24 protein-coding genes are annotated in these 26,918 nt (G+C 73.1%); 9 read left to right on the top strand and 15 right to left on the bottom strand.

The window, feature by feature from the left end; translation table 11 throughout:
• Window positions 1-8 precede the first annotated feature (8 nt).
• The 4 genes from AB0K18_RS32125 to AB0K18_RS32110 are packed head-to-tail and all read right to left on the bottom strand — an operon-like array spanning window position 9 to window position 4,180.
• Window positions 9-926 carry an ABC transporter ATP-binding protein gene (locus tag AB0K18_RS32125; RefSeq protein ID WP_364921789.1) on the bottom strand — a complete coding sequence of 306 codons (918 nt, stop codon included), beginning with the start codon at window positions 924-926 and terminating at the stop codon, window positions 9-11.
• Entirely contained in the window at window positions 913-1,746 is an 834-nt protein-coding gene (locus tag AB0K18_RS32120) for an ABC transporter permease (protein ID WP_364921786.1), read from the bottom strand. Before AB0K18_RS32120 ends, AB0K18_RS32125 begins: the two co-directional genes overlap by 14 nt.
• On the bottom strand, window positions 1,743-2,681 hold the full coding sequence (locus AB0K18_RS32115) for an ABC transporter permease (RefSeq protein ID WP_364921783.1): 939 nt from the start codon (window positions 2,679-2,681) through the stop codon (window positions 1,743-1,745). The genes AB0K18_RS32120 and AB0K18_RS32115 overlap by 4 nt, the downstream gene beginning before the upstream one ends.
• Window positions 2,678-4,180, bottom strand: a complete 1,503-nt coding sequence (locus AB0K18_RS32110) for an ABC transporter substrate-binding protein (RefSeq protein WP_364921781.1) — start codon at window positions 4,178-4,180, stop codon at window positions 2,678-2,680. The genes AB0K18_RS32115 and AB0K18_RS32110 overlap by 4 nt, the downstream gene beginning before the upstream one ends.
• An 88-nt stretch (window positions 4,181-4,268) precedes the next feature.
• Between AB0K18_RS32110 and AB0K18_RS32105 the strand changes: the two genes are divergently transcribed.
• From AB0K18_RS32105 to AB0K18_RS32070, 8 genes are all read left to right on the top strand, one after another.
• Window positions 4,269-5,060 (top strand): FadR/GntR family transcriptional regulator, encoded by a 792-nt coding sequence (locus AB0K18_RS32105; protein ID WP_364921778.1) that lies wholly within the window; start codon window positions 4,269-4,271, stop codon window positions 5,058-5,060.
• 29 nt (window positions 5,061-5,089) lie between these two features.
• Window positions 5,090-6,055, top strand: a complete 966-nt coding sequence (locus AB0K18_RS32100; protein ID WP_364921775.1) for an adenylate/guanylate cyclase domain-containing protein — start codon at window positions 5,090-5,092, stop codon at window positions 6,053-6,055.
• 72 nt (window positions 6,056-6,127) lie between these two features.
• A complete protein-coding gene (locus AB0K18_RS32095; protein WP_364921773.1) occupies window positions 6,128-6,610 on the top strand; it encodes a SigE family RNA polymerase sigma factor in 483 nt (160 codons plus the stop codon).
• Entirely contained in the window at window positions 6,607-7,650 is a 1,044-nt protein-coding gene (locus tag AB0K18_RS32090; protein ID WP_364921770.1) for a hypothetical protein, read from the top strand. The genes AB0K18_RS32095 and AB0K18_RS32090 overlap by 4 nt, the downstream gene beginning before the upstream one ends.
• Before the next feature lie 49 nt (window positions 7,651-7,699).
• Window positions 7,700-8,455 (top strand): aminotransferase class IV, encoded by a 756-nt coding sequence (locus AB0K18_RS32085; protein WP_364921767.1) that lies wholly within the window; start codon window positions 7,700-7,702, stop codon window positions 8,453-8,455.
• 29 nt (window positions 8,456-8,484) lie between these two features.
• Window positions 8,485-9,462: an LLM class flavin-dependent oxidoreductase gene (locus AB0K18_RS32080; RefSeq protein ID WP_364921764.1), complete on the top strand. Its 978-nt coding sequence runs from the start codon at window positions 8,485-8,487 to the stop codon at window positions 9,460-9,462.
• Between the two features lie 44 nt (window positions 9,463-9,506).
• Window positions 9,507-11,027 carry an acyl-CoA synthetase gene (locus AB0K18_RS32075; RefSeq protein WP_364921761.1) on the top strand — a complete coding sequence of 507 codons (1,521 nt, stop codon included), beginning with the start codon at window positions 9,507-9,509 and terminating at the stop codon, window positions 11,025-11,027.
• A gap of 109 nt (window positions 11,028-11,136) precedes the next feature.
• Entirely contained in the window at window positions 11,137-11,775 is a 639-nt protein-coding gene (locus AB0K18_RS32070; RefSeq protein WP_364921758.1) for an SAM-dependent methyltransferase, read from the top strand.
• On the opposite strand, the gene AB0K18_RS32065 is transcribed toward AB0K18_RS32070, so the two are convergent.
• From AB0K18_RS32065 to AB0K18_RS32045, 5 genes are all read right to left on the bottom strand, one after another.
• Window positions 11,772-13,307, bottom strand: a complete 1,536-nt coding sequence (locus tag AB0K18_RS32065; RefSeq protein WP_364921755.1) for a benzoate-CoA ligase family protein — start codon at window positions 13,305-13,307, stop codon at window positions 11,772-11,774. The two genes, AB0K18_RS32070 and AB0K18_RS32065, sit on opposite strands and share 4 nt — an antisense overlap.
• Before the next feature lie 87 nt (window positions 13,308-13,394).
• On the bottom strand, window positions 13,395-14,804 hold the full coding sequence (gene boxB, locus AB0K18_RS32060; protein WP_364921752.1) for a benzoyl-CoA 2,3-epoxidase subunit BoxB: 1,410 nt from the start codon (window positions 14,802-14,804) through the stop codon (window positions 13,395-13,397).
• 15 nt (window positions 14,805-14,819) lie between these two features.
• Window positions 14,820-16,385 (bottom strand): 2,3-epoxybenzoyl-CoA dihydrolase, encoded by a 1,566-nt coding sequence (gene boxC / locus AB0K18_RS32055; RefSeq protein ID WP_364921749.1) that lies wholly within the window; start codon window positions 16,383-16,385, stop codon window positions 14,820-14,822.
• Between the two features lie 27 nt (window positions 16,386-16,412).
• On the bottom strand, window positions 16,413-16,781 hold the full coding sequence (locus AB0K18_RS32050) for a hypothetical protein (protein WP_364921746.1): 369 nt from the start codon (window positions 16,779-16,781) through the stop codon (window positions 16,413-16,415).
• 37 nt (window positions 16,782-16,818) lie between these two features.
• On the bottom strand, window positions 16,819-17,760 hold the full coding sequence (locus AB0K18_RS32045) for a LysR substrate-binding domain-containing protein (RefSeq protein ID WP_364921744.1): 942 nt from the start codon (window positions 17,758-17,760) through the stop codon (window positions 16,819-16,821).
• A gap of 90 nt (window positions 17,761-17,850) precedes the next feature.
• On the opposite strand from AB0K18_RS32045, the gene AB0K18_RS32040 reads away from it, so the two are divergent.
• Window positions 17,851-19,080, top strand: a complete 1,230-nt coding sequence (locus tag AB0K18_RS32040) for an MFS transporter (protein WP_364921741.1) — start codon at window positions 17,851-17,853, stop codon at window positions 19,078-19,080.
• 318 nt (window positions 19,081-19,398) lie between these two features.
• Here the strand turns inward: AB0K18_RS32040 and AB0K18_RS32035 are convergent, their stop codons facing one another.
• From AB0K18_RS32035 to AB0K18_RS32010, 6 genes are all read right to left on the bottom strand, one after another.
• Window positions 19,399-20,187: an aldo/keto reductase gene (locus AB0K18_RS32035; protein WP_364921739.1), complete on the bottom strand. Its 789-nt coding sequence runs from the start codon at window positions 20,185-20,187 to the stop codon at window positions 19,399-19,401.
• 64 nt (window positions 20,188-20,251) lie between these two features.
• The gene (locus tag AB0K18_RS32030) at window positions 20,252-20,896 is read right to left on the bottom strand and encodes a response regulator transcription factor (RefSeq protein WP_364921737.1); all 645 of its coding nucleotides are present in this window, start codon (window positions 20,894-20,896) and stop codon (window positions 20,252-20,254) included.
• On the bottom strand, window positions 20,887-22,038 hold the full coding sequence (locus AB0K18_RS32025) for a histidine kinase (RefSeq protein WP_364921735.1): 1,152 nt from the start codon (window positions 22,036-22,038) through the stop codon (window positions 20,887-20,889). Before AB0K18_RS32025 ends, AB0K18_RS32030 begins: the two co-directional genes overlap by 10 nt.
• 35 nt (window positions 22,039-22,073) lie before the next feature.
• Entirely contained in the window at window positions 22,074-22,913 is an 840-nt protein-coding gene (locus AB0K18_RS32020; protein WP_364921733.1) for an ABC transporter permease, read from the bottom strand.
• Window positions 22,910-23,815 carry an ATP-binding cassette domain-containing protein gene (locus AB0K18_RS32015; protein WP_364921730.1) on the bottom strand — a complete coding sequence of 302 codons (906 nt, stop codon included), beginning with the start codon at window positions 23,813-23,815 and terminating at the stop codon, window positions 22,910-22,912. Before AB0K18_RS32015 ends, AB0K18_RS32020 begins: the two co-directional genes overlap by 4 nt.
• A gap of 82 nt (window positions 23,816-23,897) precedes the next feature.
• A complete protein-coding gene (locus AB0K18_RS32010; RefSeq protein WP_364921727.1) occupies window positions 23,898-26,780 on the bottom strand; it encodes a response regulator in 2,883 nt (960 codons plus the stop codon).
• Window positions 26,781-26,918 lie beyond the last annotated feature (138 nt).

Genomic DNA, 26,918 nt, shown 5'->3' with positions numbered 1-26,918 from the left:
GTTCTCCGTCAATCGTCCGCGGGGTGCCAGCACGCGTACGCGTGGCCGTCGCCCGTGAGCTCGGGCACCGTCTCGCAGGTGGCGGTGGCGTGCGGGCAGCGGTTCCTGAACACGCAGCCGGCCGGGAAGCGCCCGGCGGCGGGCACGCTGCCCGCGATGGTGGGCAGGCGGGTGCCGCGCGGGGTGAGCCTGGAGGCGGCCAGCAGGCCCTGCGTGTAGCGGTGGCGGGGGCGGGCGAAGACCTCGCGCAGCGGGCCCGACTCGACGACGCGGCCGCCGTACATGACGATGACGCGGTCGCAGACCGAGGCGACGACGGCGAGGTCGTGGGTGATGAACAGCAGAGCCGGCGCGACCTCGGCGATCAGCTCCAGCATCTGCTTCTGCACGGTGACGTCGAGCGCGGTGGTGGGCTCGTCGCAGATGAGCAGCCCGGGGTCGTTGGCCAGGGCGATGGCGAGCATGACGCGCTGGCGCTGACCGCCGGAGAGCTGGTGCGGGAACGCGCGGGCGATCTGGGCGGGCTCGGGCAGGCGTACCCGGCCGAGCAGGTCGAGCGCCCGCGTGCGGGCCTCCTCGCGGGAGCGGCCGTGCAGCGTCATGACCTCGGCGACCTGGGCGCCGATCCGCATGAGCGGGTTGAGCGCGGTCATCGGCTCCTGGAAGACCATGGACAGCTCGCGCCCGCGCAGCCGCTTGAGCCGGCTCTCCGGCACGCCCACCAGGTCGTGCTCGCCGAGCCTCGCCGTGCCCGCGGCGGTGACGCCCTCGGGCAGCAGGCCCATGAGCGACAGCGCGGTCAGCGACTTGCCCGACCCCGACTCGCCGATCAGCCCCACCCGCTCGCCCGGCGCGATGCCGAACGACACGTCGTGGACGAGCTCGACGTCGCCGGCGGAGACGGTGAGCCCCTCAACGCTCAGCACTGATCCTCCTGAGCTTGGGGTCGAGGAAGTCGCGCAGGCCGTCGCCGAGCAGGTTGAAGCCGAGCACGGCGACCGCGATGGCGAGGCCGGGCCACAGGGCCAGGCGCGGGGTGGAGAACAGCAGCTCCTGCGACTCCTGCAGCATGCGCCCCCAGGACGGGGTGGGCGGCCGGGTCCCGAAGCCGAGGAACGACAGCGCCGCCTCGGCGAGGATCGCGATCGCGAACGACACCGACGCCTGCACGATGAGCATGGAGCCGATGTTGGGCAGCACGTGGCGGACGGCGATCGCGGGCCTGCGGCGGCCCGCGGCCCTGGCGGCCAGCACGTAGTCGGTCACCATGACCTGGAGCGTGGCGGCGCGGGCCACCCGGGCGAACGCCGGCACGGTCGCCACCCCGATCGCGATCATCGCGGTCAGCGTGCCCGGCCCGTAGACGGCGCCCAGCATGACGGCCAGCAGCAGCGCGGGGAAGGCGAAGACGAGGTCGTTGAGCCGCATGATCAGCTCCGACAGCCAGCCGCGCGGCGTCATCCCGGCGATCACGCCGAGCGGGGTGCCGAGGACGGCGGCGATGCCGACCGCGACGATGCCGACGTAGAGGGTGGTGCGGGCGCCCACCATGAGCTGGCTGAAGGTGTCGCGGCCGAACTTGTCGGCGCCGAGCAGGTAGCCGCCGCCCGGCTCGCGCAGCTTGCCGGCGGCGTCCACGAGAGTCGGGTCGTGCGGGGTCCAGACGAACGACACCAGCGCGGCGAGCGTGACGAGCCCGACGAGCGTGCCGCCGACCAGCAGCCCGGCGTTCAGGCGGCCTCTCATCGCAGCCTCGGGTCGAGCAGGTGGTAGGCGACGTCCACCACGAAGTTGATCAGCAGTACGGCGGCCACCAGCACCATCACCACGCCTTGGACGAGCAGCAGGTCGCGCCCCGCGACGCCGTTGAGCAGCAGGTCGCCGAGCCCGGGGATGACGAAGACGCGCTCGACGACGACCGCGCCGATGAGCAGCGTGGCCAGTTGCAGGCCGAGCACGGTGACGACGGGGATGGAGGCGTTGCGCAGGCCGTGCCGCCACAACGCGCCGGTGGCGCCGCGGCCCTTGGCCCTGGCGGTGCGCAGGTAGTCCTCGCGCATGACGTCGAGGACGGCGCTGCGCACGTACCGGGTGAGCACGGCGCCCTGGACGAGGCCGAGCGACAGCCACGGCAGCAGCAGGCTGCGCAGCCACTCCCCCGGGTTCTCGGCGATCGGCACGTAACCGCCGGACGGCAGCGCCTGCGCCTGCACCGCGAACACGAACACCAGCAGGATGCCCGCGAGGAACGCCGGGACGGCGATGCCGAGCTGGCTGAGCGCGCTGAGTGCGGCGCCGAGCGGGTTGCGGTGGTGCACGGCGGCGAACGTGCCCGCGGGCACCGCCAGCACCAGCGCCACCAGCATGCCGCCGAGCACGAGCACGGCGGTGACGCCGAGCCGGTCGGAGATCTGCGGGCCGATGGGCGAGCTGGTCACGTAGGAGGTGCCGAAGTCGCCCTGGAGCAGGCCGCCGGCCCACTCGAAGAACTGCACGAGGGGCGGGCGGTCGGTGCCGTACTGGCGGCGCAGCTCGGCGACCGCCTCGGGGGTGGCGTTGACGCCCAGCGCGATCTCGGCGGGGTCGCCGGGCAGCAGCGCCATGAACGCGAACACCACGACGGCGGCCACGGCGGTGCTGGCCACCAGCACCGCCAGGCGTTTGAGCAGGTAAAGCGTCACGGTTGCCGGGAGAGCGCGGTGAAGTCGAAGGATTCGGAGATACCGTTCTTCGGCAGCCCTGTGACGCCCTTCTTCGCCACGATCAGGTTCGGGAAGAGGAAGAGGAAGTCGGCCGCGGCGTCGTCGGACAGCAGCTTGGCGGCCTTCTTGAGATCGTCGGTCTGCTGCTGCTCGGTGCCCTCGTCGGCGGAGGCGAGCAGCTTGCCGAACTCGGGGTTGTCGTAGCGGAAGTAGTACGACTTGTCGGCGAAGATGCCCATGTCGCGGGGCTCGACGTGGTTGATGATGGACAAGTCGTAGTCGCCCTTGGTGAACACCTGGTCCAGCCAGCGGGCGGGGAACTCCAGCGGCTCGATGTCGGCCGTGATGCCGACCTGCGCGAGCTGCGACTTGACGACCTGCGCGCTGCTCACCGCGTACGGCAGGTTGGGGATGCGCATCTTCACGTCGTACGTCTTGCCGCCCAGCAGCTGCTTGGCCTTGGCCGGGTCGTACGGGTAGTCGCCGGTGCGGTCCTCGTACCAGGGGTCGGTGGGCGGCACCATCGAGCCGATGAGCTGCCCGCGCCCGGCCCAGGCGGTGTCGAGCAGCGCCTTGTGGTCGATGGCGTGCCGGACGGCCTGCCTGACCTTCTTGTCGTCGAACGGCGGCCGGCCGTTGTTCATCGACAGCACCACCTCGCCGTTGGTGGTGCCCTCGACCGTCTCGAACCTGTTGGGGTCGGCGAACTGCTGCAGCGACTCGGGCGCCTGCACGCTGGAGATGACGTCGATGCCGCCGGTCAGCAGCGCGTTGTTCATCGCCGTGGCGTCCTTGAAGTACTTCAGCGTGACCGACGAGACCGGCGGCTCGGTGCCCCAGTAGGAGGGGTTGGCGTCGAGCCTGATGGAGTCGCCGCGCCGCCAGGCGCCCAGCACGTACGGGCCGGTGCCGACGGGCTTGTTGGCCAGGTCGGCGACGCCGGTGCGGCTGAACATGGCGCCGAGCCTGGTGGCCATGGCGTAGAGGAAGCCGTTGCTCGGCCGCTTGAGCGTGACGACCGCGGTGGTGTCGTCCTTCTTCTCGACGTCGTCGATCACGTCGAGCTGCGACTTGATCTTGAGCTTCCAGTCGCTCTTGACGCGGTCGAGCGAGAACACCACGTCGTCGGCCGTGAACGGCGCGCCGCTGGAGAACTTCACGTCCTTGCGCAGGGTGAAGGTATAGGTCCTGCGGTCGTCGGAGACGTCCCACTTCTCGGCCAGCAGCGGCACGATCTCGCCGTTCTGGTCGAGCTTGACCAGGCCCTCGTAGACGTTGACGAGCAGCGCCTGCGGGATCGCGGCGCCCTCGGTCGAGGTGAAGTCGAGGTTGGCCGGTTCGGCCACGAACCCGACCGACAACGACTGGGCCTTGGAGCCGCCGCCTGCCCCGCCTGTGTCACCACTACCGCCGCCGCCGCACGCGGCGGTGGCCAGCAGGAGGCCGCCCGCGGCGAGCCAGATCCCGATTCGCCTCATGTCTTACAGCCTCCTGGCTAGTGCACTGGTCTGACCAGTAGGCTACGCACATTGCCAGTCGGCGACGGCTCGGGTCAAGGGGGCTTGCATGGGTGATGCGCGCTTCGAGCCCGTACGCGCGGTGCGCGCCTACGAGCGGGTCGTCGAGCAGATCGAAGAGGCCATCGAGAGCGGCGCACTGACACCCGGCCAGCGGCTGCCGAGCGAGCGCGAGCTGATGGTGCAGCTGTCGGTCGGCCGCTCCACCGTGCGCGAGGCGCTGCGCGTGCTGCAGGCCCGCGGCCTGGTGCGCTCGCGGCCCGGCGACCCCAACGGCGCCGAGGTGCTGCCGTTCTCACCCGCCGCGCTGCACAAGTCGATGACCACGCTGGCCCGGGTCGAGGAGCTGTCGCTGGGCGAGCTGGTGCAGTTCAGGATGGTGCTCGACTCCGCGGCGATCCTGCTGGCCGCGCGGCTGCGCACCGACGAGCAGCTCGCCGGCATGGCCGAGGCGGTGGCGTCGATGCGGGCCGCGGCCGGCACCGGGTCCGGCACCGAGTCGGGCACCGGTTCGGGTGCGGTGGACACCGAGGCGTTCGGCCGGGCCGACGTGGCCTTCCACGACGCGGTGGTGGCGGCGAGCGGCAACAAGCTCATCCAGATCTGCACCGACGTGGTGCGGCAGATCGTGCTGCGGCAGATCGCCGCCCGCATCGACGCCGCCGACGACCGGCAGGCCCTGATGCGGCGCAGCATCCGGCACCACGAGGAGGTCATCGCCGCGATCAGGGCGGGCGACGGCCCGCTGGCCGCCCAATTGTCGAGAAAAGCGATGTACGACTACTACGCGCCTTATGTGGCGGAAAGCGAGACAAGCGCCTTGCGGGCGCTGCTGGAGTGATCTGGCCCACAGGGTGTTATCTTGCCCAGGTGGCGCGCGTGGACCGGGACGGGGTTGCAGATGCTTTTCTGCGCGAGCCGCGCCGATACACCAGTCGTCAGGTCGCCGAGATGGCGGGCGTGCCGGTCTATCGCGCGCGGCGCTTCTGGCGTGCCCTCGGCTTCCCCAACGTGCCCGACGACGCGGTCGAGTTCACCGACTCCGACGTCGAGGCGCTCAAGACCCTGCTCGGCATGGTCACCTCCGGCATCTACGACGAGGAGCACGTGCTGCTGACGGCCCGCGCGCTGGGCCAGGCCACGGCGCGGCTCGCCGAATCGCAGGCCGAGCTGGGCGCCGAGGTGCTCGACCAGGCCGGGGTGCCGCTGGCCGAACGGCCGCGGGCCTGGCGGCGGCGGGCCGAGCGGGTGGTGCCCGACCTCGCCAAGCTGCTCGTCTACGCCTGGCAGCGCCAGCTCGCCGCCGCGGCAGGGCGCCTGGCCGACCAGGACATGAGCGCCGTACGCCTGGCCGTCGGCTTCGCCGACCTGGTCGCCTTCACCCGGCTGAGCAGGCAGATCACCGCCGCCGAGCTGGCCAGGCTGATCGACAGGTTCGAGGGGCGCTCGGCCGACATCGTGACCTCGTCCGGCGGGCGGGTGGTCAAGACGCTGGGCGACTCCGTGCTGTTCATCTCCGACAAGGCGCACGTGGCGGCCGAGATCGCGCTGCGGCTGGTGGAGACGCACGCACGCGGCCGTGACATGCCCGAGCTGCGGGTGGGGCTGGCCTCTGGGCCGGTCATCTGGCGCATGGGCGACGTGTTCGGCACCACCGTCAACCTGGCCAGCCGGCTGACCGCATTGTCCCTGCCCGGCAGCGTCCTGGCCGACCCGCAGCTCGCCGAGGAGCTGGAGGGCGACCGCGCCTTCCGGCTGCTCGAGGTGAACCGGCTGTCGGTACGCGGGCTGGGCGAGCTGGCCCCCTTCACCGTGCAGCGCGCGGAAACCCCCTAGGCCGGGAGGCAACCCGGCGGGGCGGACGATGCGTCAGTACCGGCGACCGGCAAGGGCGGCGGAAGGCGCGACGTGGCAGACAGAGCGATGTTCGATGACTTCGTGGTGTCGCGGGCGGATCGGCTGTTACGCACCGCGTACCTGCTGACCAGGGACTGGGGTGTCGCGGAGGACCTGCTGCAGGAGTCGCTGGCCAAGGCGTGGTTCGCGTGGCCGGGCATCGAGGAGCCTGAGGCGTACGTGCGCCGGGTGCTGGTGACCACGTACACGTCCTGGTGGCGGCGCCGCTGGCGCAGGGAGCTGCCCAGCGACGACCTGCCGGAGCGTCCGGTGCACGACGAGGGGCGTCCCGGGCGTGAGGAGGTGTGGCGGGCGGTGGGCCGCCTGCCGGCCCGGCAGCGCGCGGTGATCGTGCTGCGCTTCTACGAGGACCTGCCGGTGAGCGAGGTGGCCACGCTGCTGGGCTGCCAGGAGGGCACGGTCAAGAGCCAGACCGCCAAGGCGCTGGCCAAGCTGCGCGTGGACGAGTCGATCGTGAGGGAGTCGCACCGATGAGCGTGGAAGAGCTGCGTGACGTCCTGCGGGAGCGAGCGGAGGGCCCTGCGCCGGCGAACCCGTACCGGCACGAGCAGGTCAGGGAGCGGGTGCGGCGGGTCAGGCGGCGGCGGACCACGGCCACGGCGGCGCTCGCGGGGGCCGCGGCGGTGGCGACGGTGCTGGCGACGGGCGCGATCACCGGCGCGGTCAGGGAAACGCCCCGGCCTGGCTCCCTGACCGGCACGGTCAGCCGCACCCCGGAGGTGGAGCTGCCCGCCTGGCACACCTCCCCCGACGGCACCTCCTACCGGCGGCTGGCGGCCGGCACGGTCGATGCGCGAGGCGCGAAGACGACGCTCACGGTCCCGCGCACCGGCCGTCCGCTGGAGGCGGCGGTCCTGTGCGACGGCGGTGATCCGGCGGGCGGCGAGCCCGCGACCGGCGCCGGTGGCGGGCGTGCCGCCGCCGGGCCTGAGGTGTTCGTGGACGGACGGCGGGCAGGGCCGCCGGCGTTCGGGTGCGCGGGCTCGGGGATGCGGTTGCGTCCTCTGGAGGTGCCCGCCGGGACCGGTCAGGTCGCGGTCACGTTCGACACGACGGGCGCCACGTGCGTGCTCAGGACGGCGGACGGGCCATGCACGCCGCAGCGGCCCGGCGCGGCTCACTGGCGGGTGGCCGTCTACGAGTGGACGCCGCCCGCCCGCCCCGTCATCCCGGAGCCGGCCACCCTGCCCGACCGGGTGGACGGCGCCAAGCAGGTCGCCCTGTCCACCGGCACGTGGCCGGCCGACGGGTCCTACGAGGCCACGGTGGTCGCCCCCGGCCGCTACACCCTGCAGCAGAACTGCTCGGGCGACCTGCGCGACCGGCTGTGGTTCAAGTACTGGATCGACGGCGCCGAGTCGCGCACCTCGCTCGGGTGCGGCACGCGGACGGGCGGGGCCGCCGCGTTCACGGTGCGGAAGGGGCAGCGGGTCGAGGTCAAGGTGCGGATGGGACTGTGGGGCGCGAGCACCAACCGGCCGGTGGACTGGGCGGTGGCGCTCTACCGGAGGTGAGGGGCCTAGCCTGGGGCGCCGTACCGTGATCGAAGGAGAGGGGCGGCCGATGGCAGGACGGATCGCGATGGACGGCGAGCGGCTCGGCGAGGAGGCGCTGCTGGGGATGGAGGCCCGCTACGGCCACTTCACCGCCATGCAGGTCGCCGCTCGCCGGGTGCGCGGTCTCGAGCTGCACGTCGAGCGGCTGGAGCGGGCCGGCGCCGAGCTGTTCGGCGCCGGGCCCGACCGGTCGGTGGTGCTGGATTCCATCAGGGCGGCGCTGGGCGACGAGCGCGACGCGAGCGTCCGGGTCTATCACGTGGAGGTGGCGGGCCGGCCGCGGGTCATCGCGACGGCGGCCGCGCCGCATCCGCCGCTGCCCGGCCCGCTGCGCGTCACGCCGGTCGTCTACCAGCGCTACCTGGCGCACATCAAGCAGGCGTCGGGCTTCCAGCAGCCGCACATCCTGCGTACGGTGACCCGTGCCGGCTTCGACGAGGCCCTGCTGACCACGCAGGACGGCCTGATCAGCGAGGGCGCGATCACGAACCTGGGCGGCTTCGCCGGCGGCCGGCTGGTGTGGCCAGACGCGCCGATGCTGCACGGCGTCACCATGCGGCTGCTGGAGCGCATGGACGTGCCGCAGGAGCGCCGGCCGCTGCGGGTGCCCGACCTGGCGGAGTTCGACCTGGTGTTCCTCTGCAACTCGTGGGGGGTGATGCCGGTCGGCGAGGTGGACGGCACGAAGCTGCGCCGGGAGGCGGCGCTGGAGGAACGGCTGCTCGCCTTTTACGAGGGCGTCGCGGGCGACCCGGTGGATTGATCCGCCGCCCCGGGGCGTTGCACCCGTACATGACCGCGTACTCGATCCTCGACCGTTCGCTCGTCCGCAGGGGCTCGACCCCGGCCGAGGCGCTGCGCGCGACCGTGCGCTTCGCCGGGCAGGCCGAGGAGCTCGGCTACCACCGGTTCTGGGTGTCGGAGCACCACAGCGTGCCGGGCGTCGCGGGCTCGGCGCCGACCGTGCTGGCGGCGGCGGTGGCCGCGGCGACGTCGCGGATCCGGGTGGGCACCGGCGGCGTGATGCTGCCCAACCACCGGCCGCTGGTGGTGGCCGAGCAGTTCGGCGTGCTGGAGTCGCTGCACCCCGGCCGGATCGACATGGGGCTGGGGCGGTCCGTGGGGTTCACCGGCGGCATCCGCAAGGCGCTGGGGCACGGCAAGGACGACGCCGACCGGTTCGGCGAGCAGCTCGCCGAGTTGCTGGGCTTCTTCACCGGCGGGCAGTCCGCCTATCCCGGCGTGCACGCGCTGCCCGCCGAGGGGCTGCGGCCGCAGGTGTTCGTGCTGGCCATGGGGGCGGGCGCGGAGATCGCGGCCGGGCACGGGCTGCCCATGGTGATCGGGGCGGGCTCGCGCATGCTGGACGCGGTCGCCCGCTACCGTGCCGGGTTCCGTCCTTCGGCGTGGGCGGATCGGCCGTACGTGATGGTGGCGGCGAACGTGGCGGTCGGCGCGAGCACGGAGGAGGCGGCGCTGCTGCAGCTGCCCGAGGCGTGGGCGACGGCGCGCTCGCGCACCAGCGGGGCGTTCCCACCGCTGATCCCGGCTGGGGAGGTCGCGGCGATGGAGCTGGGCGAGCGGGAGCGGGCGTACCTGGAGCAGACGCTGAAGGGGCAGATCCACGGCACCGAGCGTGAGGTCGCGGTGGCGCTGGACTCGCTGGTGGCGGCGAGCGGCGCGGACGAGGTGCTGGTGACGATGAACACCTACGATCTCGGCCGGCGACTCGACTCCTACCGGCGGCTCTCGGCGCTGTTCAGGGGTTAGGATCTCCCGAACATCGTTCTGCGCGATTGAAGGGTGCCCCCCGTATGACCCGGCAGCACACCATCGGTGACCTCCTGCGGCGCTCGGCCGCCCGCCACCCCGCGAAGACCGCGATCGTGTTCGGCGATCTGCGCCAGAGTTACGCCGACCTCGACCTCGTGGTGAACAGGACGGCCAACGCGCTGGCCGCGCGCGGGGTGGGCAAGGGCGACAGGTTCGCCGTGTTCAGCCACAACAACCACGCGTTCGTGGTGGCGTACTTCGCGCTGGCGCGGCTGGGGGCGATCTCCGTGCCGGTCAACTTCATGCTGGGGGCCGAGGAGGTGGCGTACATCCTTGAGCATTCCGGGGCGACCGGGATGCTGGCCGAGGAGGCGCTGCTGCCGGTCGCGCAGGCGGCGGTGACCGAGCGGGTCGCCGTACGCGGGGTGATCGGCGACGGGCAGGACGGGTGGGAGCCGTTCAGCGCGTGGTCGGCGCACGACGACTCCTCGGAGCCCGAGGTGGAGATCGCCGACGACGAGCCGATCCAGCTCATGTACACCAGCGGCACCGAGGCCCGCCCCAAGGGCGCCATGCTGTCGAGCAGGAGCCTCATCTCCCAGTACGTCACCTGCATGGTCGACGGCGAGATGAGCCACGACGACGTCGAGGTGCACGCCCTGCCCCTCTACCACTGCGCGCAGCTGCACTGCTTCCTGACGCCCGGCGTCTACCTGGGCGCCACCAACATCGTGCTGCCCGGCCCGAGCCCGGCGGTGATCCTCGCGACGATCGAGGGCGAGCGCGCGACGAAGCTGTTCTGCCCGCCCACGGTGTGGATCTCGCTGCTGCGCCACCCCGACTTCGACCGCCGCGACCTGTCGTCGCTGCGCAAGGGCTACTACGGCGCCTCGATCATGCCGGTCGAGGTGCTGAAGGAGATCGCCGCCCGGCTGCCCGACGTGCGGCTGTTCAACTTCTACGGCCAGACGGAGATGGCGCCGGTGGCGACCATCCTCGGCCCCGACGAGCAGCTGACCCGGCTCGGCTCGGCCGGTCGGCCGGCGCTGAACGTCGAGACCAGGATCGTCGACGACCTCGACCAGCCGGTGCCGCCCGGCACGGTGGGCGAGATCGTGCACCGCAGCCCGCACGCGATGCTCGGCTACTGGAACGACCCCGACAAGACCGCCGAGGCGTTCCGCGGCGGCTGGTTCCACAGCGGCGACCTGGGCGTCATGGACGCCGACGGCTACCTGTCGGTGGTCGACAGGAAGAAGGACATGATCAAGTCGGGCGGCGAGAACGTCGCGAGCCGCGAGGTCGAGGAGGCGATCTACCAGCATCCGGCGGTGGCCGAGGCGGCGGTGTTCGGGGTGCGGGACGACAAGTGGATCGAGGCGGTGACGGCGGCGGTGGTGCTGCGGCAGGGCGCGGGGCTCACCGCCGACGAGCTGATCGTGTTCCTGCGGGGGCGGCTGGCGCCGTTCAAGACGCCGAAGCGGGTGGTGTTCGTGGACGCGCTGCCGAAGAACGCCTCGGGCAAGGTGCTCAAGCGGGAGCTGCGCGACTCCATGGGGTAGGGGCCGCGGGCAGGCGTCGGGCGCGCGGCTGACGGGAATCTCCATCCGGCGACGACTTCACCTCAAGTCCCGGGACCGACGATGGGGGTCCCCGACCGAGAGAGGCCGCATGCCGAGTCTGCCCGACCGCCTGCACCGCACGTTCTTCCGCACCCTGTCCCTGCTCTCGCCCAAGGGACAGGGCCTGCTCCTGCGCCGCTACTTCGACTGGTGGCACCGGAACCCCGACCCGTGGAAGCTGGCGACCGACGGCTACGAGCAGCAGAAGTACCAGGTGACGCTGAAGCAGCTGCCGCCCCGGCCGTACCGGCGCATCATCGAGATCGGCTGCGCCGAGGGGGTGTTCACCGGCGCGCTGGCCGCGGCCTACCCCGACGCGGAGATCACCGGGGTGGACGTCTCCGAGCGGGCCCTGGCCCGGGCCAGGGCCCGCGTGCCGGAGAACGGGCGGGTGCGCTTCGTCCACGCCGACTTCCTCACCCACCGCTGCGAGCCCCGCCACGACCTGGTGTTCTGCTCGGAGACCCTCTACTACCTGGGCCGTCACGAACGGCTGCGCCGCGCCTCGGCGCAGCTCAGCGACCTGCTGACGCCCGAGGGGGTGCTGGTGGCCGTGCATCCGTGGCCCGAGGCGGCCAGGCTGCACGGTTATCTCGACGCGCACGGCATGCTGGCCAGGATCAGCGACGAGGTGTACGAGATCCCGCCGCGCCCGTTCGCCGTCACCGTCTGGTCGCCGAAGAGCTAGCGCTTGCCCAGCAGGTCGGCGGCCAGCCGGCGCACCACGCCCCGCTGGAGCTTGCCGGTCGCCGTCTTGGGCAGCTCCTCCATCACCAGCACCTCGCGCGGCCGTTTGAACGAGGCCAGCCCGTCCCGGCAGAACCCGACCAGCTCGGCGGCGTCCACCGTGCGCCCCGGGGCGGGCACCACGCAGGCGACCGGCTTCTCCAGCCCCTCGCCGTCCACGTACGCCACCACCGCGCACTCCCCCACGGCCTCGTGCTGCAGCAGCCTGGCCTCGACCTCCATCGGCGAGACCCAGATGCCGCCCGCCTTGATCATGTCGTTGGAGCGGCCCAGGCAGCGGTAGCTCCCGTCGGGCTCGCGGACGTAGGTGTCGCCGGTGCGCAGCCACTCGCCCTGGAACACCTGCCGGGTGGTCGCCGTACGGCACCAGTAGCCGCTCGCGATCGAGTCGCCGCGCACGTACAGGTGGCCGGGCTCGCCGTCGGAGACCGGGGCGCCGTGCTCGTCGAGGAGCCTGGCCTCGTAGCCGGGCACGACCGTGCCCGAGGTCCCTGGACGTACCCGGCCGGGCCGGTTGGAGATGAAGATGTGCAGCGCCTCGGTGGAGCCGAGCCCGTCGATGATCTCCACGCCGAAGCGGGCCAGGAAGCGGCGGTGGATCTCGGCGGGCAGCGCCTCGCCGGCCGAGACGCCGAGCCGGACCGAGTCGAAGGCGCCGGCGTCATCGGGGGTGGCGAGCAGCGCGGAGTAGAAGGTAGGACCGGCGAAGAACAGCGTCGGCCGCTCGGCCCGCACCCGTTCGAGCACCCCTGCCGGGGTGGGGCGGGCCGGGTCGAGTATCGCGGTGGCGCCCGCGGCGAGCGGGAAGAACACCGAGTTGCCGATCCCGTACGCGAAGAACAGCCGCGCCACCGACAGGCACCGGTCGTCGGCGCGGATGCCGAGCACCCGGCGGCCGTAGGTCTCGTAGACGTCCCTGATCGCGCCGTGCCGGTGCATGGCGGCCTTGGGCGCGCCGGTGGTGCCGGAGGTGTAGAGCCACAGGGCGGGCGAGTCGCGCCAGGTGTCGTACGCGGGCCCGGCCGGCCGCCCCGACGCCGGCAGCTCGGCCCACGACCCGCCGGGCCCGGTCGTGATCAGCGTCTCCGCCTCGGGCGCGGTGGCCAGCGCCGCCCTGGCGACGGGCTCGTACTCGGGGGTCGCCACGATCACCCTGGCCCGCGCGTCACGGATGAGCTCGCCCAGCTCGGCGGCATGGTACATGGTGGACACCGGCACCGCGACCGCGCCCATCCGCATGACGGCCAGGATCGTGACCACGGTCTCCGGCCGGTCGGACATGACGAGCAGCACCCGCTCCTCCGGCATGACGCCGAGGCGGCGCAGCCCGGTGGCGAGGTCGGCGACCTGGGCGGCCAGCTCGGCGTAGGTGAGGGTACCCGCCGGGCCGGTGACCGCGACGTGGCCGCCCCGACCCGCCGCGACCTGGCGCTCGGTGAGATAGACGCTGGCGTTGAACGACTCGGCCGTCATGGGCGTCCCCATCCGCAGGCTGGCGATCGTGACTGAATCTTCTACACAGGAACGCGGCTCCGTCAATGTCGTGTAGTACGGCAGCGGTCAGAGGTGCACGTACTCGTAGTCGAGCGGCCTGCCGTTGATGCCCGAGCGTGGCGGCGCCAGCCAGGCGGCGATCCTGCCGGGCTCGTAGACGGGCCTCATCAACGAGCGTACGTGCTCCTTGTCGGCCGGTGTGGGCAGCCACCGGTCGCGGTGCGCGGCCCACTCCGCCTCGTCCATCACCCGGCCGTCCGGCGCGAGACGGTGCCCGGCGAACACGCCCACCTGGCGGTTGAAGCCGACGTGCGGCAGGTGGAGGACGGGGTCCAGGCCGTGGCCGGTGAGGATGCGGTTCCAGCGGTTCAGGCCGGTCACGCAGTCGGCGACGTACTCGCCGCGCAGGTCCGCGTTGAGCGCCGTCAGCGCGGGCAGCCGTTCCTCCACCACCCGGCCGCCGGACACCCGCGGCACCGTCGCGTACGCGTCGGTGAGCAGGTGGTCGTCCTGGCGCCGCTCCTCCTGCCAGCGGCCCTTGAGCCCGGCGGTGAAGTAGTTGGCCACGTTCGTCGAGGTCTCGCCGCCGAACAGGTCGAGGCTGACGCTGTAGTGGAAGTTGACGTACTTCTGGACCACGTCGAGCGGGATGCCGCCGTACGCCGCCACGTCGTCGGTGTCGTGCTCGCGCATGAGCTGCGCCGTGCGCTCCACCACCCGGTCCACGCCCGTCGTGCCGACGAACATGTGGTGGGCCTCCTCCTTCAGCATGAACTCGCAGGTCCTGCTGAGCGGGTCGAACGCCGACTCCTTGAGCGTGCCGAGCTGGTACTTGCCGTCGCGGTCGGTGAAGTAGGTGAACATGAAGAACGACAGCCAGTCGGGCGTCTCCTCGTTGAAGGCGCCGAGGATGCGCGGGGAGTCCTCGCTGCCGGAGTTGCGCATCAGCAGCGCCTCGGCCTCGTCGCGGCCCGCCCGGCCGAAGTAGGCGTGCAGCAGGTAGACCATCGCCCACAGGTGGCGGCCCTCCTCCACGTTCACCTGGAAGAGGTTGCGCAGGTCGTACAGGGAGGGGGCGGTCAGGCCGAGCCTGCGCTGCTGCTCGACGCTGGCCGGCTCGGTGTCGCCCTGGATGACGATGAGGCGCTGCAACTCCGCGCGGTACTCGCCGGGCACCTGCTGCCAGACCGGCTGTCCCTTGTCCTGGCCGAAGGCGATGCGGCGGTCGGTGTCGCGCTCGGCCAGGAAGACGCCCCAGCGGTAGTCGGGCAGCGCGACGTGGTCGAAGTGCGCCCAGCCGGCCCGGCCGACGGCGACGGCGGTGCGCAGGTAGACGTCCTGGGTGGGCAGGGCGGGGCCCATCTCCGACCACCACTGCAGGAAGCGCGGCTGCCAGGACTCCAGGGCGCGGCGCAGCCTGCGGTCGCCGGCCAGGTCGACGTTGTTGGGGATGCGCTCGGAGTAGTCGATCGACATGTCGCTCTCCCGGCTTCAGGTTCGTTCGCGGTCGTAGACGGGACGGCGGCCGGTGCCGTAGCGGCGCAGGGCGCCTTCGGGGCCGGAGGCGTTCGGGCGGGTGAAGATCCAGTTCTGCCAGGCGGCCAGCCTGCCGAAGATCTTGGTCTCCATGGTCTCGGGGCCCGCGAAGCGGTGGCTGGCCTCCATGCCGGTCAGCGCGTCGGGGCTCAGCGCGGCGCGCTCCTCCAGCGCCAGGCGTACCTCGTCGTCCCAGTCGAGGTCGTCCGGCGCGAACGTGACGAGCCCCAGCTCCAGCGCCTCGGCCGGACCGATGCGGCGGCCCGCCTCCTTCTCCAGCAGGGCCACCTTGGCGGGGTCGGCGAGGAAGCGGGAGGCCAGCCTGGACAGGCCGTTGGCCATGGGGTAGGCGCCGAAGTTGGCGGGCGAGAGCCGCACGGCGGGGGGTTCTTCGGGGTCGTCGAGCATGTACTGACGGTCGCAGGCCAGCGCCAGCTCCAGCAGCGGGCCCGCGAAGCAGCTGCCCGGCTCGATGAGCGCGATCAGGCTGCGGCTGGTGACGTCGAGGCGCTTGAGCGTGCGCTTGAGGTAGTGCCTGATCTCGCCGTACGGCCACGCGTCGCCCGCCGGTTCGGCGGCGAGCACCGCGTCGATGTCGCCCTCCGTCCTGATCACCCAGGTGCCCCGGGCGGGCTCGTCGGTGCGCAGGCGCAGGATCAGGTCGTCGAGTTCCCTGGTCATGCGCAGCAGCCAGCCCTCGTCGCCTTCCTCAGGGCCGCGTACGGTGATCGTCACCCGGTCCCCTTCCGGCTCCGCCGTCACCGTCTCGTACGCGTACCCGTCGGGGTCGAGCGGCGGCAGCGGCACCGGGGCGGCGCCGGCCGGGCGGTCGGAGCGGGCGGCGGCCTCCAGGGCGCGGCGGCGTACGGTCTCCTCGAACCTGCTGGGCGGCGCCACCTCGTCCACCAGCCCCCACGCCACCGCCGTCGCCCCGCGAACGCCCTCGCTGCGGGTGGCGAACACGTCGGCCAGGTCCTTGCGCACGCCCCGCTTGTCGGTCAGCCGGGTCAGCCCGCCGGTGCCGGGCAGCACGCCGAGCAGCGGCACCTCCGGCAGGGACACCGCGGTCGACCCGTCGTCGACCAGGATGATCCGGTCGCAGGCCAGGGCCAGCTCGTATCCGCCGCCGGCCGCGGTGCCGTTGACCGCCGCCAGGTAGGTCTGTCCCGAGTGGAGGGTGGCGTCCTCGATGGCGTTGCGCGTCTCGTTGGTGAACTTGCAGAAGTTCACCTTCCAGGCGTGGGAGGACTGGGCGAGCATGCGGATGTTGGCGCCCGCGCAGAACACCCGGTCGAGGCCGCCCGTGAGGACGACCGCGCGCACCTCGGGGTGCTCGAAGCGCAGGCGCTGGACGGCGTCGTACAGCTCGATGTCCACGCCGAGGTCGTAGGAGTTGAGCTTGAGGTCATACCCCGGGACGAGCCCGCCGGCCTCGTCGACCGCCAGCACGATCCTGGCCAGCGGCGCGTCGATCTCCAGGCGGAGGTGACGGTAGCGGCCTGGGCCGGTGTCGAAGGACACCTGGGGCTGTCCTATCATACCTCAAGTTCAACAATCCGAGCGCTCCCCGTCAAGGTTCTGTAGAACGTCGCGCCGGTCGAGCGCCTGCACCCACTTCACCGCGACCGCCGCCACCTGGATCAGCTCGCCGCGCAGCCGCTGCGGGTCATGCTCGGCGAACGCCTCCATCACCTCCTCGGCCAGGATGTGCCGCCACGTGAGCGCGCCTTCGCGCGCCGCCGCGTCGGTCTCCTCGCGCGCCTCGTCGGCCGCCGCGACCGCGTCGTGGCCGCCGGTGCCGTCGGGCAGCGCCTGCATCCCGAACCGTTCGTCCTGCGCGGCCCGCTCGTCCCGCACCTGCGCGAGCACCCGCGCCAGCGACCCCGGCACCCCCGCGTCCCCATCCTGCTGTCCCATGCGCCTCAGTCTGGCGCAGGTCCATGGGTGGGGCGGTTCATGGGCGGGGTGGGCGGAAGCCGGGGGTGTGGGGTGGGAGGGCGGTCAGGGCGTGGTCGCGGAAGGCGCGGGCGGCCGGGGTGAGGCGGTCGCCGGCCCGCCAGCTCATGCCGATCGTCCTGAACAGCGCGGGCGACAGCGGGATCTCGGTGACGCCGCCCGCGGGCGGCTGCTCGGAACGGGGCAGCACGGCGACGCCGAGCCCGGCCGCGACGAGCCCGCGCACGGTCTCCGACTCCTGCCCCTCGAACGCGATCCGCGGCTCGAACCCGGCCGCCGCGCACAGGTCGTCGGTGATCTGGCGCAGCCCGTAGCCGGGTTCGAGCGTCACCAGCTCCTCCCCCGCCAGCTCGGCGGCCCGCACCCGCCTGCGCGCGGCCAGGCGGTGCGCGGGCGGCACGGACAGCACCAGCTCCTGGTCGGCGATGGGACGGGTGACGAGGTCGGGATCGTTCAGCGGCATCGGGGCGACGAACACGAGGTCGATCTCGCCGTCGCGGAGCGCCCGCAGCATGTCCTGGCGGGAGCCCTGCGCCAGGCTGAAGCGCACGCCGGGGTTGCGCTCGCGGAAGGCGCCGATGAGCGAGGGTACGAGGGTGCGACCGAGCAGGTGCAGGAAGCCGAGCACGATGCGGCCGGTGCCGGGGTCGATCTCCTCGCGCACCTCGCGGGCGGCGGCGGTCACGGCGGTCAGCGCGCGGCTGGAGGCGGCGGCCAGGGTGCGGCCCGCGCGGGTGAGGCGGATGCCGCGGCCCGCCGGCAGTGTGAGCGGGGCTCCGACCAGGTCGGCGAGCGCGGCCAGGCGGCGGCTGGCGGTGGGCTGGGGGATGCCGAGGAGTTCGGCGGCCCTGGTCACGTGGCCGGTCTCGGCGACGGCGGCGAGCAGCGCGAGCGTCGGGGCGAGGCGGGCGGCCAGCCGGTCATCCGATTCATGCGTCACAGTATGAATTCTCGCTCATATCCGTATTAGACGTATCTATCGAGGTTGCCTAGCGTGCAGAGCGTGGCGGTTCTTGAAGCTTCCCCCTCCGTGAACACCCGTCGGGTCAGTACGGCCGTGGCCGCGGCCGGCCTGTCCTCCTTCGCCCTGCTCTACTCGCCGCAGCCGGTGCTGCCGCAGCTCGCGGCGGCGTACGGGCTGGATCCGGGCAGCGCGTCGCTGGCGATCGGGGTGGCCACCGGGTCGCTCGCGGTCGCGGTGCTGCCGCTGGCCTGGCTGGCGGGGAAGGTCGGACGGCGCCGGGTCATCCTGTGGTCGGTGCTGGTGCCCGCGCTGCTCGGCCTGCTGCTGCCGCTGGCGCCGTCGTTCCCCGTGCTGCTGGTGCTGCGGGCCGCTCAGGGGGTGGCGATCGCCGGGTTCGCCGGAGTCGCGGCGGCGTACCTGGCCGACCAGCTCGGCACGGGACGGCTCGCCGGGGCCGTGGGCGCGATGATCGCGGGCAACTCGGTGGGCGGCATGCTGGGCCGGCTCGGCGCCGGGTTCGCGGCCGGCCCGCTGGGCTGGCAGGGGTCCCAGTTCGCCGTCGCGGCGGTGGCCCTGGTGTGCGCGCTCTTCGCCGCCGCCACCCTGCCCGCCACCCTGCCCGCCACGCAGCCCATCACCCTGTCCGCCACTCTGCCCGCCACGCAGTCCATCACCCTGCCCGCCGCCGCCCGTCCCGCCTCCGCCGCCGCTCCTCCTGGACGGGTGCCGGGGCGTACGTGGGTGGTGCTGGGAGTGCCGGTGGCGGTGGGCGCGCTGGGGATGGGGGCGTTCGTGGCCGTCTACAACGCGGCGGGCTTCCGGCTCTCCGCCCCGCCGCTGTCGCTCAGCCCGGCCGCCGCGTCGCTGGTGTTCCTGTCGTACGCGATGGGCACGATGTCCTCGGCCACCGCGGGCCGGCTCGCGTCCCGGCTGGGCCGCACACCCGCGCTGGTGACCGCGCTGGCCGTGACGGTCGCGGGCTCGGCGCTGACCGCCCACTCGTCCCTGGTCGTCATCGCCCTCGGCTTCGCCGTCCTGACCGCCGGCTTCTTCGCCGCCCACGCCATCGCGAACGCCTGGGTCACCGCCGAGGCGCCCCCGCACGCCCGCGGCCGCGCCGCCGGCGTCTACACGCTCTGTTACTACCTGGGCAGCGGCGCGGGCGGCACGACGGGCGCCGTCGTGTACGGCCACGCGGGCTGGCCCTGGCTGATCGCCCTGACCTCGGCCTGGCTCCTCCTGGCCGCGGCGGCCGTCCTCGCCACGCACCGCCTCCACCGCCCGACCGCCGCCTGACCGCCGCCTGACCGCCGCCTGACCTCGACCGGCCGTCCTCAGCGGTGGAAGCGGATGGTCCGCACGGGCACGCCGGTGAACCTGGCCAGCTCGCCGATGCCGAGCGTCTCCTCCCATGAAGGCACTTGAACCTCCACCTGCACCAGGACGCCGGACGGGCCGAGGTGGGAGCGCTCCGGCGCGGACGCCGACGTGGTGCTGTCGGGCCCGGTGGCCGAATGCCTGCTGGTGCCGGCCAGGCGCGTGCAGCCCGCCCGGGTGCACGGCGACCGGGCGCTGCTGCGGCACTGGCTGGATCACACCGTGTTCTGAGTGGGGTCAGAGTTCGACGTGGGTGACGGGGTCGCCGCCGATGCGGCCGCCCGGTAGCGCGTCGAGCCTGGCCATCTCGTCAGGGGTCAGGCTGAAGTCGAACACCTCGAAGTTCTGCCGCATGCGGTCGGTGTCGGCCGACTTGGGGATGGGCACGGCGCCGAGCTGGAGGTGCCAGCGCAGCACCACCTGGGCGGGCGTACGGCCGTGCGCGGTGGCCAGCTCGGTGACCACCGGGTCGTCGAGGAGCTTGAGCCCGAGGCCGAGCGGGCTCCACGACTCGGTGACGATGCCGTGGCCGGCGTGCCAGGCCCGCAGCTCGGTCTGGGTGAAGCCGGGGTGCAGCTCGATCTGGTTGAGCACCGGCCAGACGCCGGTCTCGCCGGCGATCCGCTCGATCTGCGCGGGCGTGAAGTTGGACACGCCGATCGAGCGGGCCAGGCCCTCCTCGCGCAGGCGGACGAAGGCGCGCCAGGTGTCGGCGTACAGGTCGCGGTCGGGCAGCGGCCAGTGGATCAGGTAGAGGTCGACGTAGTCGAGGCCGAGCCGGTCCAGGCTGGCCTCGCAGCCGCGCAGCGCGGCGTCGTAGCCGTGGTCGGCGCCGCGCAGCTTGGTGGTGACGAACACGTCCTCCCGGGGCACGGCCGCCTCGTTCACGGCGGCGCCGACGCCGCGCTCGTTGCCGTAGGCGGCGGCGGTGTCGACCAGCCGGTAGCCCAGCGAGAGCGCGTGCGTCACGGCCTGGCGGGCCTCCTCGTCGTCCATGGGCCAGGTGCCGAGGCCGAGTCGCGGCATGGGACGTCCGTCAGTGAGCATGACAGTCATGGCGGTGTCCCTTCCCCAGGGGCGGGCCGGCCAATCAGCCCTCCAGATAGCGCAGGATCGCCAGCACGCGGCGGCTGTAGCCCGGGTCGCGGGGCAGGTCGAGCTTGTCGGTGATGGCGTTGACGTGCTTCTCCACCGTGCTGAGCGAGACGTGCAGGCGTTCGGCGACGGCGGCGTTGACGAAGCCTTGGGCGAGCAGCCGCAGCACCTCGGTCTCGCGCGGGCTGAGCGTGCTCAGCGGGTCGGTACGGGTGGCGCGGGCCATCAGGCGGCGCACCACCTCGGGGTCGAGCACGGTGCCGCCGGCGCGGACGCGTTCGAGCGAGCCGAGGAACTCGGCCACCTCCGACACCCGGTCCTTCAGGAGGTAGCCGAGCCCTTCCGTGGCGCCGGCCAGGAGGCGGGCGGCGTAGTGCTGCTCGACGTACTGGGACAGGACGAGCACGCCGACGTCCGGCAGGCGTTCGCGGATCTCCAGGGCCGCGCGCAGGCCGTCGTCCTTGTGCCCCGGCGGCATGCGGACGTCGATGACCGCCACGTCGGGCCGGTGGCGCTCGACCGCGTCGAGCAGCGCGGGCGCGTCGCCGACGGCGGCCACCACCTCGTGGCCCGCGTCGGCGAGCAGCCGGGTCAGGCCCTCGCGCAGCAGCACGGAGTCGTCGGCGAGTATCAGGCGCACGGCGGCGCCTTCGGCAGGGTGGCGGTGACGCGGGTGGGGCCGCCGGGCGGGCTGTCGACGGTGAACGTGCCGTCGAGGGCCAGGATCCGCCGGGCCAGCCCGGACAGCCCGCCGCCCGAGGGGTCGGCGCCGCCCCTGCCGTCGTCGGAGATCGCCACGCGCACCGCCTGCTCGTCCTCGTCCAGGACCACCAGGATGTCACGGGCGGCGGCGTGCTTGACGGCGTTGGTGATCGCCTCCCGCGCCACGAAGTAGAGGGCGGTCTCGATGCGGGTGGCGGGGCGGCCGGACAGCCCGTAGTGGACGGTGACCGGCACGCCGGCCCGCTCGGCGGCGCCTTCGAGCGCGGCGCGCAGGCCCAGCTCGTCCAGCGCGGTCGGGTAGACGCGCCAGGCGACGCTGCGCAGCTCGTCGAGGAGGCGGCGCGACTCGGCGTAGGCCTGTTCGACCAGCTCGGCCGTGCGCTCGTGGGCGGGGGTGTGCCGGGCGCGGCCGAGCAGCATGGCGAGGGAGACGCCGCGCTGCTGGACGCCGTCGTGCAGGTCGCGCTCGATCCTGCGGCGCTCGTCGTCCACCGCCTCGACGATGCCGGAGCGGGTGGCGGTCAGCTCGGCGATGCGGGCCCGCATCCGCTCCTGGGCGCTCGGGCCCAGGAAGTACGTGGCCAGCCGCCGTTCGAGCGCGGCCACGCCCAGGATCAGCAGGGCGGACACCGCCAGCAGCACCACCCCGCTGCTCACGCCGAGCATCCCGCTGTCGGTGACCAGGCGGACGCCGGGCAGCTCCAGCGGCACCGGGTCGGACTCGCCCGTGATGAGGGTCCACGTGCCGCCGCCCAGCAGCAGGCAGGTCAGGAACAGCGCGGACGCGGCGGCGTACCCGCCGACGAGGCCGAGGACGGCACGGGCGGTCAGGAACGCGGCCCCGCCCGCGCGCGGCGGCGCGGTCTCGTGCCCGAGCCACCGGGACAGGCGTCCGCGTTCGACCGCGACCAGCCGCGCCACCCCGCGCGCCGCGGCGGGCCGCAGCGCGGGCACGAACCGGGCCGGGACGGCGAGCGCGAGGACGGCCAGCTCGGCCACCCCGAGCGGCACCCCCATGAGAACCCCGGCGAACGCGCGCGCGATCCGGCTGCCTGACACGGGCGTGAAGTCTATGCCGCCGCCCGTGGAACCGGTCATGCGTCGCGGTGGCGCAGGACGGCCCAGCCGGTCGCGAGGGCCGCCGCCGTCCAGGCCAGCAGCCAGGCCAGGCCCTCCCCCGCCGGGTACGGGATGGGTGCGCCGGTCAGGTTGTCGGTGCTGTCCATGAACGCCAGCCCGGCGAACATCGGCATCCGCAGCGAGACGTCCACCGCGACCTGGCTCCCGGTCATGATGAGCAGCAGGGGCAGGCCCATGAGCAGCATGAACACCGCGGAGAGCGTGCCCGCGGCGCTGCGCATCGCGGCGGCGGCGCCGACCGTCATGACGCCGATGAGCGCGTAGTAGCCGCCCATGGCCAGCAGGTCCCAGGCGACCTCGCCGGGCGGCAGCACGACGAGCCCGCCGAACACGTCGATCGACAGCAGGGCGTGGACGGCCGCCGTGGCGACCACCCCCGTCAGGATGCCCGCGAGGACCATAACCGGCGCCACCACCAGCGCCTTGGCGGCCAGCACCATGCCGCGCACGGGCGTGGCCTGGAGGGTGACGCGGATGCCGCCGGAGGCGTACTCGGAGGTGACGGTCAGCATGGCCAGGGCGACCAGCGCGAACTGCGCGAACGACGTGGCCGAGACCACGGCCTCGCTGGCCGTGATGCGCGTGTCCACGCCCTCACGAACGGCCTCGGTCGCGTTCGCCGCGCCCAGCGTCGCGGCGCCGAGCACGGTCAGCACGAACGCGCAGGCCAAACACCACCACGTGCTCCTGACCGACCACACCCTCACCCACTCGGCCGCGACGCTCTGCCCCAGGCCCCGGGGCAGGGCCCGCGGCGACCGGCTCTTCGGCGCGGTCCGGGGAGCGGGGGTCATGCGGCGGCTCCGTATTCGACGCTGCCGGAGGTGAGCTCCTGGTAGACCTGCTCCAGGGACGCCTGTCTGGTGCGGAGTCCGTGCAGCCGGGCGCCCGCCTCGTGCGCCAGGTCGCCGACCTGTTCGATGGTGGCGCCGGTGACCTCCAGCTCGTTCTCGGCGAGCCGGTCCACGGTGAGGCCGGCGGCGCGGAGGCGGCCGGCGAGGTCGGCGGCGTGCGGGGTGCGGACGACCACGGCGGTCATCGAGCTGCTCGCGATGACGTCGGCGAGCGGGGCGTCCACGAGCAGCCGGCCCTTGCCGATCACCACGAGGTGGTCGGCGGTGAGCTGCATCTCGCTCATCAGGTGGCTGGAGACGAACACGGTGCGCCCCTCGGCGGCCAGGGAGCGCATGAGGCCGCGTACCCAGCGCACGCCGTCGGGGTCGAGGCCGTTCACCGGCTCGTCGAACATCAAAACCTCCGGCTCCCCGAGCAGCGCGGCGGCGATGCCGAGGCGCTGGCTCATGCCGAGCGACAGCGCGCCGGCCCTCCTGCGGGCGGCGCCGGTCATGCCGACGGCCTCCAGCACCTCGCCCACCCGCCGCCCGGGGATGCCGTTGCTGCGGGCCAGCGCCGTCAGGTGGGCCTGCCCGCTGCGGCCCGGGTGCACGGCCCGCGCGTCGAGCAGCGCGCCGACCGTGCGCAGGGGGTTCTCGATGCGGTGGTACGGCACGCCGCCGACGAGCGCGGTGCCCGCGGTGGGCCGGTCGAGGCCCAGCACCAGGCGCATGGTGGTGGACTTGCCCGCCCCGTTCGGCCCCAGGAACCCGGTCACCTTCCCGGGCCGCAACTCCAGCGTCAGATCGTCCACGGCGAGCCGATCACCGTAGCGCTTGGTCAAACCCTTGAGACTGATCACGACGCTTCACGCTAGGAGCGCGGCCGGCCCGCGACCATGGGGGCGACCCGCCGACCTCAATGGCGGAAAACCGTAACGGCGGTCAGGTGGTGCGGACGGTGCCCATCCAGTCGGGGGCCTGGCTGAGGAGGGTCTCCAGTTCTTCCAGCAGCGCCTCGCCCACGACGCCGCCCGCTCTGGAGATCTCCTCGGCGCGGCGGCACAGCTCGGCCTCTCTGGCGGCGCCGACCGTGGCGCAGGCGCCCTTCAGGCGGTGGGCGAGGGCGGCCGCCTGGGGCCGGTCGCCGTCGCGGACGGCCTGGCGGAGCTCCTCGAACGTGCGGGACGCGGTCGCCAGGTACGCCCGCGCCACGTCGGCGAGCGCCTCGGCGGACAGCCCGGCCAGCTCGGGAGGCAGCCCGGCGGAGGCGGCCCACTCGGGGATCCTGGCCAGCACGCGCGCCCAGTCCACCGGCTTGGCGAGGTGGTCGTCCATGCCGGCCTCCAGGCAGCGGATGCGGTCGTCCGGCATGGCGGCGGCGGTCATGGCGATGATCGGGGTGTGGACCTCCTCGCGGCTCCTGATCTCCTCGGTGGCGGCGAGCCCGTCGAGCACGGGCAGCTGGCAGTCCATGAAGACCAGGTCGTAGCCGCCGGCGAGGACGGCGCGTACGGCCTGCTCGCCGTCGTCCACCGTCTCGACCGCGTGCCCGGCCTGGCTGAGGACGAGCATCGCCACCTGCCGGCTGACCTCGTCGTCCTCGGCCACCAGGATCCGCGCGCCCCCGGTGGGCCCGCCGGGGGCGACGGCGGGAGCACCACCAGCCGCGCCGTTGGGACAGTCAGCGGTGCCCAGCGCGTTCTCCACGGCGGCGAGCAGCCGGCGGCGGCTCAGCGGGCGGGTGATCGACTGGACGGCGCGTTCCCCGGCAGGGGCGGGCCAGGCGACGCCGGAGCGGCCTGGCGTGACGACCACGATGACGCTGGTGGCCTGGAGCAGCGGGTCGACGAGGATGGCGTGGGCGAGCGAGCGCGGCGTGCCGGGATCGGCGGGGTCGGCGTAGTCCTGCCCCGCGCTCAGGTCGAGGGCGACGACGGCCAGCTCGTACGGCTCCCCGCCCCGCGCCGCGGCCCGCAGCAGCCCCAGGGCGGATTCGACGTCCCTGGTCTCCTCCACGTCGGCCCCCGCCTGGGCGAGGAAACGCGCGGCCAGCGCGCGGTCCTCGGGCCGCTGGTCGGCGATGAGCGCGCGCAGCCCTTCGAGCGCCGCGGCGCCCGGCTCCGACCAGTCGAGGACGTCGACCGGCAGGGTGGCCCAGAACCGGCTGCCGACGCCCTCCACGCTGTCCAGCCCGATGCTGCCGCCCATCAGCTCGACGAGCTGCCTGCTGATGGCCAGGCCGAGCCCGCTGCCGCCGGTCCTGCGCGTGATCGGGGTGTCCACCTGGCGGAAGACGCCGAACACCTTCTCGCGGTCCTGCGGCCCGACGCCGATGCCGGTGTCGGCCACGGCGAACCTGAGCACCACCCGGTCCTGGCCGGGCTCGCCCTCGGAGATCGTGACGTGCAGGTCCACGCCGCCCTGGACGGTGAACTTGAGCGCGTTGCCGACGAGGTTGGTCAGCACCTGGCGCAGCCTGGCGGGGTCGCCGCACACCTGCCTGGGCACGTTCTCGTCGATCCTGAGCGTGAGCCAGAGCCCCTGCTCGTAGGCGTGCGGCGCGAACGGCGCCACTACCTCGTCGCACAGGCGCGGCAGGTCGAACGGCGCGGCCTCGACCTGGAGGTGGCCTGCCTCGATCCTGGACAGGTCGAGGAAGTCGTCGAGCAGGCGCAGCACGTTCTGGGCGGCCTCCTGGGCGGTGGTGGCGTAGTAGCGCTGCTCGTCGTCCAGGCGGGTGTTCATGAGCAGGGAGTTCATGCCGAGCACGCCGTTGATCGGGGTGCGGATCTCGTGGCTGATCTTGGCGACGAACTCAGACTTGGCGCTGGAGGCGCTGAGCGCCTCGTCACGGGCGCCGGCCAGTTCGGCGGCGTACTTGGCGAGGGTGGCCTGGGCGCGGCGGCGGCCCCTGGTGCTGTGGATCTGCAGGCCGAGCCCGATGAGGATGAGCAGGGCGAGCAGGGCGGCGACGGTGAGCACGTTCGTGCGCAGCCGCTCGGCGGAGGCCAGCGCCTCGGCGGCGACCACCTCGGCGGTGACGGTCCAGCCGATGCCGGGGATGGGCTCGGACGCCGACAGCACGACGCCGTCGATGCCGCGGTACTCGCCGCTCCACGCCTGCCCGTTGAGCGCGTCGTCGACGCGGGGGTCCTCGCGCAGGGAGGTCAGGGCGTTCAGCTTCTTGCTGGGGTCGTCGGCGACGAGCACGCCGGCCTTGTCGGTGATGAGCAGCCGGATGTCCTGGGCGTCGGCGGCCTTCTCGGCGAACTGCTGGATGGCGTCGAGGCTGTAGACGACGGCGAGCATGCCGACCATGCCCACCCCGTCGGCCGAGGGGATGGGCGCGGCCACGGCGACCGCTCTGGACACGTCGCGCATGGTCGGCGTGTACGCCTGCGAGACGTAGGCGACGCGCTGGTCGCGTACGGCGCGGTACCAGTCGGTGCTGCTGATGTCCTGGGGCAGCACGACGGGCGGTTCGACGCCGAGCATCTTGCCCTCGGGCGAGATCATGACGAGGCCGCTGACGCCGTCGCGCATGCCCTGCAGCTCGGTGAGCCAGCCGCCGAGGGTGCCGGGAGCGGTCTTCTTGACGGCCTCGCGGACCTGGGGCCGCTGGGCGAAGGCGGTGACGAGCTGCTTGAGCGAGTCCATCTGCTGTTCGACCACGACCCGGCTGACCGAGGCGGTGGTCTTGACGCGGTCGCTGACCTCGCCTCTGACGGCCTGCTCCGACAGGGAGATGCTGGAGGAGGTGAGCAGCGCCAGGGGCAGCAGACCGAGCAGCGTCCACAAGGCGGTCACCGCGAGCAGCCATCGCACGGGCGTCCGTCCCTCCCCCCACTCTTTGGGGTAAAGACTAGGAGGGATCCGGCGTTCGCGCCGGTTCCAGCTGAGCAGAACGAGCAAAAGTCGATCTTTTCTGATAAAACCCGCCTAAGCTGCAGTGATCGACCAGAT

It is taken from the genome of Nonomuraea sp. NPDC049421, assembly GCF_040677005.1.
Classification (GTDB): domain Bacteria; phylum Actinomycetota; class Actinomycetes; order Streptosporangiales; family Streptosporangiaceae; genus Nonomuraea; species Nonomuraea salmonea.
This window is presented reverse-complemented; position numbering and strand designations above follow the sequence as displayed.